Below are 13,708 nucleotides of genomic sequence, written 5' to 3'. Positions count from 1 at the left end.
GACTTAAGTCGCACCTACATGGCACTGGCCCTGTCGCTCTACCTGGTCGTCGCCGGCGCGGCCCAAGTCGAGGTGGCACCGGAACTGGAGCGGCTGATGGCCCAGTACGGCTTCCAGATGAAGCCGGCGGACCTGGAAACGACCCGCGATCAGAAAGGGCGCGCGGAGGAGGGCACTGAACTGTTGCCGCGACTGCGAGCACTCTTGGAGGGGTTCAACCACATCATCGTCCAGTCGGGCCAAGGGGGAGTGGAGCGCGTCCTGATCCTGGGCGCCAAGACCCCCTATACCCCACCGCCCGCGAACGCACCCAAAGCTGGCGATCCGCCCGCCGCTGGCGAGATCACCCTGGAGACCCAGCGCATTGGCTCGTCCCAGGCCGTCACCCTGATACTGGAGGGTACGAACGGCCAACGGGTCCAACGCCAGCTGCTGGTCGATACGGGGGCCGACTATGTGGTGCTCCCGCGTTCGCTGATCGGCGCGCTCGGCCTCCCCCCGGACGCTCTGCACGCCCAGCAGGTGCAGACCGCCAACGGCAACGTGGAGGCGGTACTGGGGACGCTCCCGGCGATCTGGCTGAAGGAGAGCCGCGTCGCCGAGGTCCCGGTCGCCTTCATCGACGACGAGCGGCTCGGCGGTAACGCGCTGCTGGGGATGAGCCTGCTCAACCGCTTCTCGGTCAAGCTCGAATCCGAACAGAACCGCTTGGTCTTGGGGCGCAAATAGGATGGATGACACACTGCTGCTGCGCTACAGCCGTCAGATCATGCTTCCGGCCTTCGGCATCGAAGGCCAGGAGCGGCTGCGCCTGGCACGGGTGCTGGTGGTGGGGCTCGGCGGTCTCGGCTCCCCGGTGGCCATGTATTTGGCGGCGGCCGGGGTCGGGCGCTTGGTGCTGGCCGATCACGATGCCGTGGATCTGAGCAACCTCCAGCGCCAGATCATCCACACCACGGACCGGATCGGGACGCCTAAGGCGGAGTCCGCACGCACGACCCTGGCCGCGCTCAACCCCGAGGTCGAACTGGTGCTGGTGCGGGAGCGCCTCACCGCCGAGACCTTGCCGGAACTGCTGCGCGACCTGGACTTGGTGGTGGATTGCTGCGACAACTTTGATACCCGCTTCGTCGTCAATGCCGCTTGCGTGGGGGCGCGCAAGCCACTGGTGAGCGGTGCCGCGATCCGGCTGGAGGGCCAGGTGACGACTTTCTCCGGGCAACCGGGCGGCCCCTGTTATCAGTGCTTGTATCCCCGCAATGGCGGGATCGACGAGACCTGCACCGCCAACAGCGTCCTGGCCCCGGTGCTAGGCATCATCGGCAGCATCCAGGCCACCGAGGCGATCAAGGTGCTCAGCGGGCTGGGCGAACCGCTGTTCGGGCGACTCCTGGTGCTCGATGCCGGGCGCATGGAGTGGCGGCAGGTGCGGCTGGTGGCCGATCCGGGGTGTCCGGTGTGCGGGGCAGCATCTCCCCAGCCTTGACCGTCAAACTGGAGGCCGACGCTTCAGCGGGCGGCATCGCGGCGGAACGTAACCCCCGATTGTCCCCGCCGCCAATCAGTCCTAAACTCCCCCCATGCGCCACGCCATCGACCCGAAAATCGACTGTGTCTTCAAGGCCCTCCTCGGGGCGGAGGCCAATCGCGCCCTGTTGATCCATTTCCTCAACGCGATCCTCGGCCCTGAACTGCCCCGCCCCATCGCCCAGGTCGAGATCCTCAACCCCTATAACGAACGCGAGTTTCTCACCGACAAACTCAGCGTCGTCGATGTCAAGGCGCGCGACGACCAGGGCCGGCTCTATCAAGTCGAGATCCAGTTGTTGACCCATAAGGACCTGCCCGCCCGCATGCTGTACACCTGGAACGACATCTACAACAAGCAACTGCAAAGCGGCCAGGACTACCGCCTGCTCAGACCCACCTATGCCATCTGGCTGTTGGGCGAAGACCTCCTGCCGGGCGACACCGGCTACGCCCACCGCTACGGCATGCGTGATGAGCAAGGTCGCGGGCTCCTCGACCACGGCGGGATCTACCTGCTGGAGTTGAACAAGTTCGCCGCTGAGACAGTCACCACCGAAGAGCAGCGTTGGCTTAGATTCTTCAAAGACGGTGAGCACCTGGATGCCGACCAGCCGCCCGAGTGGATGCAGACCCCTGAAATGAGGCAAGCCATGACGACCCTGAAGGCCTTCTCCGAGAAAGAGCACGCCTACGACCGGTACCAGGCGCGGCAGGATTTTCTGCGCGAGCAGAGTTGTATCCAAGGCCGCCAGCGCGAGCTTGAACAGGCGCTCGAAGAGAAAGATGCCGCGCTGGAGGCGCAGCGGCAGGCGCTGGAGACCGAGCGGCAGGCAAAAGATGCCGCCCTGCAAGTGAAAGAGGCCGCCCTGGCCGAGGTCGAACGCCTCAAGGCCCTGTTGCAAGAAAGGAATCCCCCTGCCGGTTCTTGAGGCGACGCGGTCAGCCGCCTCACCTCGCGACACCGCTGCGGCGGTATCGCGCCTGTGTCAGGCGCTGTGCGCCGCGAGGGCTAGCCCGCCGTTGCTCGCACAGAGACGCCAATAACCACGGGACTTTCTGCGCGGACGGGACATTCGCCGCATCCGAAATGTTAATCTTGCACCTAAGGTCGGCGACATAGTCGATGTTCGGGCGGTGGTAAGTAACCTGTCCCGCCGCCAATCAGCCCTTGATCCCAGCACGGAGTCCAGCCCCGGAGCCCGCGCGCACAGTGCGCCGCACCCCCGCTACCCATGACCATCGAACACGCCTTCGACATCCCCTTCGTCGCCGCCCTGGCCCTCAAAGAAAAACAGATCCAGCAAAACTACCGGCCGATCATCGCCGTTCACAAATGGTTTGCGCGTCGGCCCGGAACCCTGTTCCGCGCACTGGCCCTGGCCGAGTTCGGCGACCGCCCATTGCGTGACGTCTTCTACCAGGCCAATGCCTTTCCTGGCCGCCAGGTCGCGGACCCCTTTATGGGGGGCGGCACGCCCCTGATCGAGGCCAACCGCCTGGGCTGTGATTGCCAGGGGTTCGACGTCAACCCGATGTCGGCCTGGATCGTGCGCGAGGAGCTCGCCCATCTCGACCTGGCTGCCTATGATGCCGCCGCCGCGGCGCTGACGGGCGCATTGGCCGTCGAGATCGACGGCCTCTACCACACCGACTGCCCGACCTATGGCGAGACCGACTGTCCGGTGAAATATTTTCTCTGGGTCAAGGAGATCGACTGCACCGCCTGCGGCCTGGCCTTCGACCTTTTTCCCGGCTACCTGCTGGCGGAGGCGACCCGCCACCCGCTCAATGTCCTGGTCTGCCCCGGCTGCGGCGACCTGAACGAGGTTGCGGACGCCAAACACCCGGGGGCCTGCCGCACCTGCGATGGCCGACTCCAACTGACCGGCCCGGCCAAGCGCAGCCGTTGCAACTGTCCTCACTGCGGCCAGCCCAATACCTACCCCAGACCAGCCGCCGGCCCACCCCGCCATCGGCTCTTCGCGATGGAGTATTACAACCCGGCGCGCAAGTCGGCCCACGCCGGGCGCTTTTTCAAACGGCCCGATGCGCGCGACCTGGCGCGCGTCGCCACCGCCGGCGCGCGCCTTGCGGCCCTGACTCCGACCCTGATCCCGGAGGATGCCATTCCGCGCGGTGACGAGACCGACCGGCTCCACCGTTGGGGCTATCGGTACTACCGGGAGCTGTTCAACCACCGCCAACTCCTGGCCCTGGAGTTGAGCGCGCGCCTCATCGCAGCCAACCCGGAGGAGCGTCTGCGCCAGGCCCTGGCCACCAACCTCTCGGACCTGCTGCGCTACCAGAACATGCTCTGCCGCTATGACGCCATGGCGCTCAAATCGCTGGACATCTTCTCGGTCCACGGTTTCCCCGTCGGCCTGGTCCAGTGCGAGTCCAACATTCTCGGCATCCGCAACGACAAGGGCGGCGGCGTGGGGTCCGGCGGCTGGGTCAACATCATCGACAAGTACCGCAAGGCCAAGGCGTACTGCGATGCCCCCTTCGAGGTGCGACAGGTAGGCACGCGCAAGACCCTGGTGCCCATTGCGGGCGAGTGGATCGGCGAAGAGCGCGAGGGCGAGCCCGGCCGGTCCATCCGGCTGCGCTGTGCCAGCGCGACCGACCTGGACCTGCCGACGGCCAGCCTGGATGCGGTCTTTACCGATCCGCCCTATTTCGGCAACGTGCAATACGCGGAATTGATGGACTTCTGCTATGTCTGGCTGCGCCGCTTGGTTGGCAACACGCCGGAAGGCTTCGCCCGACCCTCCACGCGCTCCGCGGACGAACTGACCGGCAATATCACGGAGGACCGGGACCTGACCCACTTCGCCGAGGGTCTTGCCGCCGTCTATGGGCATATGGCACGCGCGCTCAAGCCGGGTGCACCGCTCGCCTTCACCTACCACCACAACCGGATCGAGGCGTACCACGCGGTCGGTGTGGCCATCCTTGATGCCGGCCTCAACTGTTCCGCCTCGTTGCCCTGTCCGGCGGAGATGAGTGGTTCCATCCACATCCACGGCACCGGTTCATCCATCGTCGACACGGTGTTAGTCTGCCGCACCACCGGCAGCACGGGGCGCCGCTGGTTGTTTGAGACGCCGGAGGGATTGGCCCGCGTAGTGGCTGCCGATCTGGCATTGCTCACTGCTGCCGGACGGGTACCGACGGCGGGCGACACCCGCTGTATCATCTTCGGCCACCTGACCCGCATGGGGGTCTGGCTGCTGCGACCCGACTGGGACGCCTCCCGGGCGATGCGCGACAAGGTTGCCTGTTTCGCCGAGTGCCTCGCCGGACTTGGCGGGGTTGATGAGGCATTAAAGCTGATTGAGGCAACCAAGGTCGCGCAACCGCCGCGATCCGCTGATCCAGAAATTTCTCTGCAGTTCAACGATATCCTTTCCTTCTGAGATATCCGGCCCAGGGCTATAGAACGAGGAGTTCCAAGACTGAAGCCTTGGACTCCTGATCGCGCGCCGCAGCAGACAAGCACGCCGCTGACGCGCGCTCGGTTGGCTAGATTTGTTGGAACAACGCCTCGGCAGCGCGCCGCGCAGCAGCGTCCTGTTTGGGATCAAGGGGAACGAGCTTCACCCCGTCTCGGCCGTCGAGAAAAGCGGGGCCGCCGACGTCATCGTTGTAACGAGAACCGTCCTCATGGATCGCGTAATGCTCCGACGCAGTCAAATCGGTGCCGAACAACCGTGCCAGGTAAAGCCAGGTCCAGCACTGTTGCAGATCCGCGTGACCGAATTCTTCAATGAGGCGACGCATTGCCTCGGTATCGCCGGTCTCGGCCGCCGCCGTCAACCACTTCCGCGTGTCACTCGGGCGACCCAAGCGGTCAGCAATCTCCGCTACCCTCCACGGATCATCGCTGACGTCGTGATGGCTTCTCTCGAAAAATGCCGCGTCGCCGAAGCGTTCCGCGAGATCAAGGAGCGCTTGTTCGTTTCCGAGGCGTGCCGCCTCGCGCAGGTGAACGGAGTACGCTTTGGCCATCTCAAGCCCCCGCGCATAGGCGTCGCTCCACTCCTTTTCGACGCCGACCAGCACGCGACCGGCAAGCCCCTGAGAGTACCAATAAGAACTTCCAAGCTCATGATCACCCTCATCATCGGGGGCAGTGAGTAATGCCAGCGCATAGTGAGCGAGCGCATTACCCTTGTTGGCCGCATCGGTAAGCCCGTCCAACAGGATCGGCGATAGCGTCTTATTCCTATAGCCCTCGCGCCACTCGAAGTATTCCTCGGTGCAGTCATCACGTAGCCAGGCTACCAGGTCCGAGAGGGGCACCAGGCCGATGCGCCGTTCCGCAATGAAGACCGGCAACAGAGACACGACAAGTTGCGCGATTGTCGATGTAAAGCCAAGCTTGGCACATCGCTTCCCGACCGCCTGACCATCACCCTCCGCGCCGCCGCCGTATTCAGTCAATACCGCTTGTCCGGTCAGTGCCGCATAGGAATTAAACCCAAAAAAAGCCGCCAACAATTCGTAGATATGGGCTCGCTTGAAGGACCCACCCGTACCAGCCTGTAGATGCTGTTGTGCCGCGTATGCGAGTTCTTTGATCGCCATGAAAAACCTCTCATCAATGATACGCCGGACCCGGGGTTAGCACACACGTTTAAGTCCCCGCGGGCGAGGCTCATAGAAGAAGGGTTCAATGACAGAGAGACAGGACGCCTTTTTTTACTCGTGTGCAAGTATGGTTGGCACCGAGCTAAACTCTAGCTCGGAGTATCGCGGCAGTCAAGTTGGAATTACTCAGACCAAGCGCCGGGCCTTAAGACCCTGACCAAAGGATCCTTTTCCCTGACCTACCTGAGTCGGTCACGGCCCCGCCACCCCCTCCCGCTGCTGCAACTCCCACATCGCCGCATAATGCCCCCCGGCCGCCAGCAGTTGCCGATGGGTCCCCTGCTCGCGGATGCGCCCCTGCTCCAGCACCAGGATATTGTGCGCGTCGACCACGGTGGAGAGGCGGTGCGCAATGACGAGCGTGGTGTGGTGCTCTGCCACCTCGGCCAGGGTCTGCTGGATCGCCTGCTCGGTGTGGCTGTCGAGTGAGGATGTGGCCTCGTCGAAGACCAGGATGCGCGGGTGCTTCAGGATCGCCCGGGCGATGGCCACCCGCTGTTTTTCGCCACCCGAGAGTTTCAGACCCCGTTCACCCACCCGCGTCTCCCACCCGTCCGGTAGACCCTCGACGAAGGTGCGAATATGGGCCATCTCCGCCGCGCGCTCAACCTCGGCGCGGGTCGCCGTAGGGCGTCCGTAGAGCAGGTTGTAATAGATGCTCTCGTTGAACAGGACCGTATCCTGCGGGACGATGCCGATGGCGGCGCGCACACTGTCCTGGGTCAGGTCGCGCAGGTCCTGTCCGTCGATCAGGATGCGCCCGCCGGTCACGTCATAGAAGCGGAACAGCAGTCGCGCCAGGGTCGACTTACCCGCCCCGCTATGGCCGACCACGGCCAGTGTCTGACCGGACTCAATAGAGAAATCAAGATCAGAAAGAATCGGGCGCTCCGGTTGATAGTGAAAATCCACCCGCTCGAACCGGATGCCACCAGCACCGGCGGCAAGCGGCCGGGCACCCGGTCGGTCGGCAATCTCCGGCTTGCGCTCCAAGAGTTTGAACACCAGGTCCATGTCCGCCAGCGCGTATTTGATCTGGCGATAGACGACGCCCAGGAAACCGAGCGGGATGAAGAGTTGCAGCAGCAGCCCATTGACCAGCACCAGATCGCCCACGGTCATAGCCCCGGCCACCACCCCGCGGGCGGCGAAGACCATCAGCGCCGTTACCCCGAGCGCAATGATGGCCCCCTGACCGAAGTTCAGGACCGACATGGAGCTCTGGCTCTTGACCGCCATCTCCTCCCAGGCGGCCAGGGTGGCGTCGTAGCGGTCGATCTCCAGGCGCTCGTTGCCGAAGTATTTGACCGTCTCGTAGTTGATCAGGCTGTCGACCGCCTGGGCGTTACCACCGGAGTCCAGCCGGTTCATATCGTGCCGATAGTCCATGCGCCACTCGGTAATCGCAAAGGTGAAGGCCACATAGACCGCCACGGTACCGAAGGTCACGAAGGCGAATACCGGGTCATAGCGGCCGAACAGGATCACCGCCACCAGTGCAAACTCCACTAGCACCGGCAGTACACTGAACACCATGTAATTGATGATGGTCGAGACCGAGCGGGTCCCCCGCTCCAGGTCCCGGCTCACCGCCCCGGTGCGCCGCTCCAGGTGATAGCGCAAGGAGAGTGCGTGCAGATGCTCCAGCACCCGGGTCGAGAGCCGGCGCATCGCGCGGTAGCGCACCCGGGCGAAGACCACGTCGCGCAGCTCATTGAAGAGCGAACTGCCGAGCTTGAGCGCCCCATAGGCGAGCAAGAGCGAGAACGGCAGGACCAAGACCTCACCCCGGGTGCCGCTGAAGGCGTCCACGATCCCCTTGAGCACGACCGGCACGCCGACATTGGCGACCCGCGCCAGGACCAGACAGCCGAGCGCAATGGCCGCCCGCCCCCGGAACTCCCACAGATAGGGCAGCATGGCGCGCAGGTTGGCCCAGTCGCGGCGGTCGCCGTGGGCACGCTCGGTGGCGATGATTCGTTGTGGCATCAGGTCTCTATGGTGAGCGATCCGGGCCTAATGCCCCGTCGAGGATCGAGTATGAGGATGAGCCGCCGGACTTGGTCATCGTTACCAGCGGCGCTGATGCCTACCGCACTGGAGGTCGAGGCTTTAGCCGGACCAGGGTCGCGCAGATGCAGTGTCGACCGGCTAAAGCCTCGACCTCCTGTCTCCTTGGGGCCGGAACAAGGATCAAGGCCGAGCGCCCGGACCCAGGGCAGGCGCAGTCGGGCGGCGAGCAGCGGCGGTAACGGGTGGATGGCGGCGGCGGGCAACCGAACCTGGGTGACCGGCCCCTGAACCTGGATGCGCAGCCGCCCGGTCGGCCCGATGACGTGCAGGCGCAGCGCCCCCGGCGCCGGCCCCGTGACCGGCAGCGCCAGCACGTCACCGATGGAAGGCAGGCCCGCGTCCCCGGCCGACTCCAGCGCCAACACCTGGCACGCCTGGAGTGCAAGGTGGAGTGTACCCCAACGAAACAGCACCAGATCGATCGCCTGGACGGTCGGCCGTGCGCCGTCGCCTTCGTCCATCCTGGCGCTCACGGCCGGCCGTCGCGCCAGGCCGTAAACAGCCGCGTAAGATCCAGGGCCAGGACCGCCCGGGCGCGGTGTTGGAAGACGCCGGTGACGCATCCGTGCAAGGGCCCGGGCAGGTCCGCGGGCGGGGCCAGGATGGAATCCTCCGCCACCTCGAGCACGTCGTCCACCCCATCGACCAACAAGCCACTCTCCATGTCGGCCGCGCGCCCGAGCAGGATGGCGGCCTGACGCGTCACCGGACCGGGCACGCGTCCCAGCAGGTCGGCAAGCCGCAGTACCGACCAGATGGTGCCGCGTACCTCGATCACCCCGGCGAGCGCGGGCGGCGCGCCCGGCACGCCATGGATCGGCACCAACGGCAGGATCTCGACCACCTGCCGACCGGGTAAGGCGAAGGCCACACCACCGAGCGAGAACACCACCCACTGCACGGTGGGGACATCGACCGCAACGATTCCACCCGGGTCGCTGGCGCGTTGATCAAGGATCGCGTCCAGCGGATCGGCCAGTGCGTCGACCGGCCAATCGGTCCGTGCGTCCGCATCAGTGTCCATCCTGGTCCTCCGCTGGGCAATCGCGGTTAAAATCCACCGCTGGATCGAGCGTGGCCGCGATCTCCACCCGGTCGCGCCCGCCCCGCTTGGCCGCATAAAGCGCCTGGTCCGCCGCCTCGATCAGTGAATCGGCGCACGACCAGCGCGGGAAGGCGGCCACGCCGGCACTGAAGGTGCAGTTGAAGGTGGCGTTCCCGGCATAGAAATGGACCGCCGCAAAGCTCCTGCGCAGTTGATCGAGAATGTCCCGGGCCTGCACCTCATCGACCCCGGGCAGGACCACCGCGAACTCCTCCCCGCCGTAACGCCCGACCACGTCGGACTCACGCAGCCGCAGCCGCAGACCCCGACTCAGGGCCATCAGGACCTGATCGCCGGCCGGGTGGCCATAGGTATCGTTGACCCGCTTGAAGCGGTCCACGTCGATCATCGCAAAGCACATCGGCTGACCGTCGCGCCGCGCGTTGGCCACGGCGAGCTCCAGCAACTGCATGATGGTATTGTGATTGAATAGCCCGGTCAGTCCGTCGCGCACCATGAGTGAGTGCAAGGTACGCATCCGCTCGGCGCGCAGGCTGACCTCGGTGACCAGACGCGCGGGCTCCACCGGCTTGGTCAGGAAGCCATCGGCACCGACCTCCAGTGCCTCGAACTGACGCCCCCGATCGGTCTCCGATGAGAGATAGATGATGGGCAGGCTCAGGTATCCCGACATCTGGCGCAACACCCGCGCCAACTCGGGGCCGGAGCACGCCGGCATATGGATATCCATCAGCACCAGGTCCGCGTTGAACCCCTTGAGCAAACTCAAGACCTCCGCCGGGTCAGTGGCGACGGCCGTGATCATTCCCGCCTCCTCCAGGATCATGGCGTGCAGTTGCGCGACGGCCGGCTCATCATCGACCACCAGTACATGGAAAGGGATCGGGGCCTCGCGATGGGTGAGTGCGTCGAGGAATTCGACCAACTCGGTGGTCTTGACCGGCTTGGTGCAATAGGCGCTACCACCGGCCTTGACCGCCTGCAGCCGGGCCTGAAAATCGTCGCGACCGGAGATGTACATGCTCGGAATGGCATGGCCGGTCGCAAGCGCCAGGGCCGCGATGGTCGCGGGCCCCGCATGTTCGCCCTCGGGGAACATGACGTCCATGATGACCGCGGCCGGCGGGTGCGCAATCACCGCCGCACGTAGCGCGTCCAGGGTCGTGAGCGCGGTCACGCAGTAGCCGAAACACGCCAGTTGGGCGCACAACTCCTGGGCCAGATCGCTGTCGTCATCGCACAGATAGACCCGTTGCTCGCGCCGCCGTGAGGCATGGTCGTGCGCCGGTCCCGCGAACTGCCCCGTCATTTGGCCTGGCACCGGCCCGGGCGGCGGCTCGGACTCGAAACCGTAGCGCTCGCCCGGGTCGGCCCTGTCCGCCGCCCCCAGGTCCAACGCATCAAAGCGCTCGAACACCGCCGTCAGGGCGGCGAGCGGCCCCGCCGTGATCGGCGCACCCGCGGCCAATGCACCCTTGAGTACATCGTCCGCCTCCCGGGCGAGCTCGGTGATCGTCGTCAGAGCGAATGAACCGCTGCTGCCCTTGATGGTGTGGAAAGCCAACTCCAGCGCCACCAGGGCCGCCTGATCCGGCAGCCGGGTCAGGTGGACGCGCGCCTCGCGCAGACGCTGTGGCAACTGGTCCAGAAAGGCCGCGCGCAGCCGGGCCTTGCGCGCCTTGAAGGTCTCTGATGATGCTGATGCCATAATCCTCGCTCCGCGGCCCGGCGTCAGGGTCGAGCGGCCCCCGCCATCTTTGCCACCAGGACCGGTAGCACCGCCTCCAGCGCGGCGTCCTTCATCAGCGCCGCCGTGAGCCCCGGCGTCTGGGCCAGAATGTCCGCGGGGTCATCACCGGTCAAAAGGACAAAGGGAAGCGTCTGACCGCTCTCGCGCAGCTCGGCCAACAGGTCCAGTCCACTGACCAAGGGCATGTTCAGATCCGAGATCACCAGCTCGATCCCATCATCCGCGGCCAGCCGCTCCAAGGCCTCGATCCCATTCTCGGCCAGTCGACAGTCATGCCCCTGCTCCTCGAGCAGGGCGGCAACCAACTCGCCGGCCAGGGGGTCATCGTCGACGATCAGAATTTGCATACGTTGGTCCTCAGGTTCATACGCGCAGTTCGCGTATCAATGTTCGTTCAGCCACGCATATCTCCCAGCAGGTTACGCAGGGTATCGAGCAGGCCCGACTGGTCGAAATCGCCCTTCACGATATAGGCGTCGGCGCCCACCTGGACGCCGCGGCGCTTATCAACTTCCGTCTCCCGTGAGGTGATGATGACAATCGGGGTGGCTTCATACTGTGCGTTGGCGCGCAGCCGTGCGGTCAGTGCAAAGCCGTCCAGTCCTGGCATCTCCACATCGGTCAGCACCGCGTCGAAGCGCCGGCCCAGGGCCTTTTGCCACCCCTGGAGCCCATCTTCTGCCGTAGTGACACGATAGCCGTAGGCCTCCAGCACCTCCTTGACGATCGCACGGGTATTGAGCGAGTCGTCCACCACCAGGACATGCCAGGGCTCGGCCCGCTGGGCCGGATCGCGCGCCGCCGCCGCAACGCGGCCCTCGCCGCGGGCGCGGCGCGCCGCATCCAGAAGGGCCGGGGCCTGCAACACACTGACCAGGGCATCGTCATCGGTGACCACGAGCCCGGCCACCAGGCCGCCGCCGGACCCGGCCCCAGCCCCGGCACGGACCGCGCGCAGGTGCTCGGGCAAGGGCTTGATGACCATCGCCTGGGTGTCGACCAGACGGTCGACCAGCAGCCCGAGCTTGGCCTGGCGGACCCCGATCACCACCGCCAGCGCCGCCCCGGCAGCCCCCCGGCCGGACGTCGGCAGTCCCAGCAGTTCAGCCAAAGGGATCAACGGGACGAACTCATTGCGCAGCACCACCGCCGGCCGCCCGGCCAGGGTGACGGTTTCCCCGGGCCCGACCCGGATCAACTCCACCACCTGCTGGGCGGCCAGCCCAAAGCACTGCCCGGCGCTCTCACACAACAGCACCCGCATCACCGCGAGCGACAGCGGGAGCCTGAAGGTGAAGGTCGTGCCCGCCCCCGGGCGGCTGGTGAGCGAGACGGCGCCGTGCAGGTCCTCGGCGATGGTGCGCTTGACCACATCCATACCGACCCCGCGCCCGGACAGATCGGTGATGATCTCACTGGTACTCAGTCCCGGGGCATAAATCAGGTCCCAGACCTGATCGTCGGTCAGGGTCACCGCGCGCGCCGACTCGACGAGCCCCTGACGGACCGCCCGGGCGATGATCCGCTCGCGGTTCAGGCCGCGCCCATCGTCGCTCACCTCCACCTCGACGCCGCCGCCGATCTGGCGCGCCGCGATGCTGATCTGCCCGAGCCCCGGCTTGCCGGCCGCGCGGCGACCGGCCGGGTCCTCGAGACCATGGTCGACGGCGTTGCGCAGCACGTGTAATAGGACCGCGCCCAGGCCCTCAATGACCTGGCGGTCGAGTTCGATCTCTCCGCCTTGCACCACGCACCGCACCTCCTTGCCACCGGCGCGGGCAAACTCCCGCACCATCCGCGCGGCGGGGTCGAAGACGGTGGCGAGCGCTAACATCCGCAACCGCAAGGCGCGCTCGTTGAGCGCGGCGGCGAGCTGCTCTTGGGCCTGCAGGTCGTCGCGCAGGCCCAGCACCAGCTGGTGCAGGGCCTGCTGCTGATCCGCGCCAGACGCCACCGTGGTGGCCCGCTCGTGCGCCTGGGCGCGGTCCAAGGCCTGCGCCTCACGCAGACGCCGACGCGCCTTGGCCTGGACCCGGTTCGCCTCCCCGATCAGCCGGATCAACTCATCGAGCCTGGCCAGCGGCACCCGCACGCTGCCGGCGGCGCGGGAGGCGGCGCCCGACCGGGCAGGCAGTGGTGGCGGGTCCATCCGCGCGGACGGTGGGGCTGGCGCAGCCGACTCAACGAGGGCCGGTTGGGGCGTCGGTTCCGGCATGAGAACCTCACCGACGCCCGCTTCAGTCGCCGGACCACCCGCCGCCATCCGGGTCAGGGCGGCGCACAGGACCGGGTCGGCGGGCGGGTCGCCACCGTCCTCCTCCACCCGTTCGAGCTGGGCCGCAAGCGCATCCACCCCCCGCAACAGTAGGGCGATCCCGGTAGGCTCGGGCCGGTAGGCCCCGGCGCGCAGGGCCCCCAGCAGGTCCTCCATCCGGTGGGCGGTCTCACAGACCCCGGAGAGCTTGAGCATCCGCGCCGAGCCCTTGATGGTGTGGGCGGAGCGAAACAGTGCGTTCACCGACTCGGGGTCATCCGGCGCCGCCTCCAGAGCCGTGAGCCCGGTCTCCAGCCGGGTCAGATGATCGCGCGCCTCGCCGATGAAGCGCTCGATGAACTTGCTCAGATCCAGTGCCATG

Annotated in this window: 11 protein-coding genes; 4 read left to right on the top strand and 7 right to left on the bottom strand. The window is 66.1% G+C overall.

The window, feature by feature from the left end; translation table 11 throughout:
- From QZY44_RS30900 to QZY44_RS30885, 4 genes are all read left to right on the top strand, one after another.
- Positions 1 to 729: retropepsin-like aspartic protease (locus tag QZY44_RS30900; RefSeq protein WP_365305638.1), on the top strand; the 729-nt coding region annotated here is incomplete at its 5' end.
- A gap of 1 nt (position 730) precedes the next feature.
- The gene (gene moeB, locus QZY44_RS30895) at positions 731 to 1,486 is read left to right on the top strand and encodes a molybdopterin-synthase adenylyltransferase MoeB (RefSeq protein WP_295456709.1); all 756 of its coding nucleotides are present in this window, start codon (positions 731 to 733) and stop codon (positions 1,484 to 1,486) included.
- A gap of 94 nt (positions 1,487 to 1,580) precedes the next feature.
- On the top strand, positions 1,581 to 2,459 hold the full coding sequence (locus QZY44_RS30890; RefSeq protein ID WP_295456707.1) for an Rpn family recombination-promoting nuclease/putative transposase: 879 nt from the start codon (positions 1,581 to 1,583) through the stop codon (positions 2,457 to 2,459).
- 303 nt (positions 2,460 to 2,762) lie between these two features.
- Positions 2,763 to 4,949, top strand: a complete 2,187-nt coding sequence (locus QZY44_RS30885; RefSeq protein ID WP_295456705.1) for a DNA methylase — start codon at positions 2,763 to 2,765, stop codon at positions 4,947 to 4,949.
- A gap of 106 nt (positions 4,950 to 5,055) precedes the next feature.
- On the opposite strand, the gene QZY44_RS30880 is transcribed toward QZY44_RS30885, so the two are convergent.
- From QZY44_RS30880 to QZY44_RS30850, 7 genes are all read right to left on the bottom strand, one after another.
- The gene (locus tag QZY44_RS30880) at positions 5,056 to 6,120 is read right to left on the bottom strand and encodes a hypothetical protein (protein ID WP_295456703.1); all 1,065 of its coding nucleotides are present in this window, start codon (positions 6,118 to 6,120) and stop codon (positions 5,056 to 5,058) included.
- Positions 6,121 to 6,375: 255 nt separating this feature from the next.
- Entirely contained in the window at positions 6,376 to 8,172 is a 1,797-nt protein-coding gene (locus tag QZY44_RS30875) for an ABC transporter ATP-binding protein/permease (protein ID WP_295456702.1), read from the bottom strand.
- Entirely contained in the window at positions 8,172 to 8,717 is a 546-nt protein-coding gene (locus QZY44_RS30870) for a hypothetical protein (protein WP_295456700.1), read from the bottom strand. Before QZY44_RS30870 ends, QZY44_RS30875 begins: the two co-directional genes overlap by 1 nt.
- 8 nt (positions 8,718 to 8,725) lie before the next feature.
- Complete coding sequence (locus QZY44_RS30865; RefSeq protein WP_295456698.1) at positions 8,726 to 9,280, bottom strand: chemotaxis protein CheW; 555 nt, start codon at positions 9,278 to 9,280, stop codon at positions 8,726 to 8,728.
- The gene (locus tag QZY44_RS30860) at positions 9,270 to 11,030 is read right to left on the bottom strand and encodes a diguanylate cyclase (protein WP_295456696.1); all 1,761 of its coding nucleotides are present in this window, start codon (positions 11,028 to 11,030) and stop codon (positions 9,270 to 9,272) included. Before QZY44_RS30860 ends, QZY44_RS30865 begins: the two co-directional genes overlap by 11 nt.
- Positions 11,031 to 11,053: 23 nt before the next feature.
- Entirely contained in the window at positions 11,054 to 11,419 is a 366-nt protein-coding gene (locus QZY44_RS30855) for a response regulator (RefSeq protein WP_295456694.1), read from the bottom strand.
- A 47-nt stretch (positions 11,420 to 11,466) separates the two neighbouring features.
- Complete coding sequence (locus tag QZY44_RS30850; RefSeq protein WP_295456692.1) at positions 11,467 to 13,707, bottom strand: response regulator; 2,241 nt, start codon at positions 13,705 to 13,707, stop codon at positions 11,467 to 11,469.
- Position 13,708: the final 1 nt, after the last annotated feature.

Origin of the sequence: uncultured Thiodictyon sp., assembly GCA_903837595.1 — a bacterium.
Taxonomy (GTDB): Bacteria; Pseudomonadota; Gammaproteobacteria; order Chromatiales; family Chromatiaceae; genus Thiodictyon.
The sequence above is the reverse complement of the archived record's forward strand: the minus strand, read 5'-3'. Positions and strand labels throughout refer to the sequence as shown.